This is a genomic window from Sphaerimonospora thailandensis, assembly GCF_016863115.1.
Classification (GTDB): domain Bacteria; phylum Actinomycetota; class Actinomycetes; order Streptosporangiales; family Streptosporangiaceae; genus Sphaerimonospora; species Sphaerimonospora cavernae.
Genome location: NZ_BOOG01000127.1, coordinates 1 through 1,607 on the forward strand (window position 1 = coordinate 1; position 1,607 = coordinate 1,607).

Annotated in this window: 2 protein-coding genes; one reads left to right on the forward strand and one right to left on the reverse strand. The window is 67.9% G+C overall.

Features of this window, described 5'->3' with window-relative positions; translation table 11 throughout:
• Positions 1 to 10 precede the first annotated feature (10 nt).
• Positions 11 to 355 (reverse strand): hypothetical protein, encoded by a 345-nt coding sequence (locus tag Mth01_RS29235; RefSeq protein WP_204019191.1) that lies wholly within the window; start codon positions 353 to 355, stop codon positions 11 to 13.
• Positions 356 to 463: 108 nt separating this feature from the next.
• Between Mth01_RS29235 and Mth01_RS29240 the strand changes: the two genes are divergently transcribed.
• Entirely contained in the window at positions 464 to 1,582 is a 1,119-nt protein-coding gene (locus Mth01_RS29240; RefSeq protein WP_204019192.1) for an IS630 family transposase, read from the forward strand.
• The last annotated feature ends 25 nt before the right edge of the window (positions 1,583 to 1,607 follow it).

Genomic DNA, 1,607 nt, shown 5'->3' on the forward strand with positions numbered 1-1,607 from the left:
ATTCGGTCGATCACCGGGTGTGGTCGTCGGTCTGTGCGAGGTGGATCGTGCAGGCGCAGTCGAGCGCCTCGTTGGGCGTGCCCACAGGGCGGCCGTTCAACAGCACCGACTCCTGGTAGCTGTCGCTGCTGGGCTGGTAGATCGCGAACGTCCACATCTCAGGGGAGCCGAGGTATTCGATGCGGGCCAGCGGGAAGCCGGTGTCATCTTCGTCGTCGTCCCAGTGCCCGGTCAGATAGCCGTAGGAGCCGCGCCAGCGGACGGTGACCTCGCCCAACTGCGGCCAGTGCTTGTAGGCGTGGGAGTCGACCTCGTCCTCGACGAGGGACTTCAGCTGCTTGGGCGGTACCGGCATGCCCTGATTGTCGCCGACCGATCGGCGTGTCGTCCCCCTCGACTCCCCGATACCGGGCATTGTCGGGCGATTGGAACAGATCACCCGACAAAGGAGAGGGGTGGGGCGATGGCCGGTCCGGTCAGCGCGACGGTCATCAAGGTCGGCCACCGGCGCCGCCACAGGCTCGAGAAGATCGTCAACCGGCCGTCCAGTCCGCAGGTCATGGTGGTCCGGGCCCGGATCGTGCTGCTGGTCGCCGACGGCTGGCCGCTGGCACGGATCGCCGCCACGCTGCGGGTCACTGAGACGACCGTGCGGAAATGGCGTGATCGGTTCGCCGAGCGCGGTATCCGGGGCCTGCTGGATCTGCCCCGGCCAGGCAGGCCGGAACTGTACGGGCCCGAAGTCCGCCTGCGGGTGATCGCCTGCGCGACCAGCGCGCCACCTGCGGGGCAGGCCGCCTGGACGCACACGCTGATCGCCGAGCGCCTGGCCGACACCGGGATCTCCCTCGCCTCGGTCGGGCGGATCCTGACCGAGGCCGATCTGCGGCCGCACAAGGTGCGGGGCTGGCTGAACCGGCTCGATGACGAGCAGTTCTGGCATCTGGCCGCGGCGGTGTGCGATCTGTACCTGCGTCCGCCTGATGACGGCGTGCTGGTCAGCGTGGATGAAAAGACCGGCATTCAGGCCAAGTCCCGCAAGTACCCCGAGCTGGCCGCCGAGCCCGGGCGGGCCGCACGCCGGGAGTTCGAGTACGTGCGGCACGGCACCGTGTCCATCCTGGCCGCCATGAACGTGCTCAGCGGTGAAGTCCTGGCCGAACAGATCGACCGCAACGACTCGGCGACCTTCATCGCCTTCCTGACGATGCTGGACCAGATGATCGACCCGCGCCTGAACATTTATCTGATCATGGATAACGGGGCCAGTCACACCTCGCGGGCCACCCGGGCGTGGCTGGCCGCCCATCCCCGGTTCAAGGTCACCTACACGCCCAAGCACGCCAGCTGGCTCAACGTCATCGAGATGTGGTTCTCGGTGCTCACCCGCCGCCTGCTCCGCCGCGGGGAGTTCACCTCCCGCCAGGACCTGATGACCCAGATCGAGGAGTTCACCATCCGCCACAACACCACCGCCCGGCCCTACCGCTGGCGCTACGACGCCCGCACCGAGCACGCCCGCTATCTGTCCCGACGCGACCGTGAACGCGCCCAGGCCCCTGCCCTCGAGGACGCCGCATAAAGGTCACCGACCGTAACGAACTGAA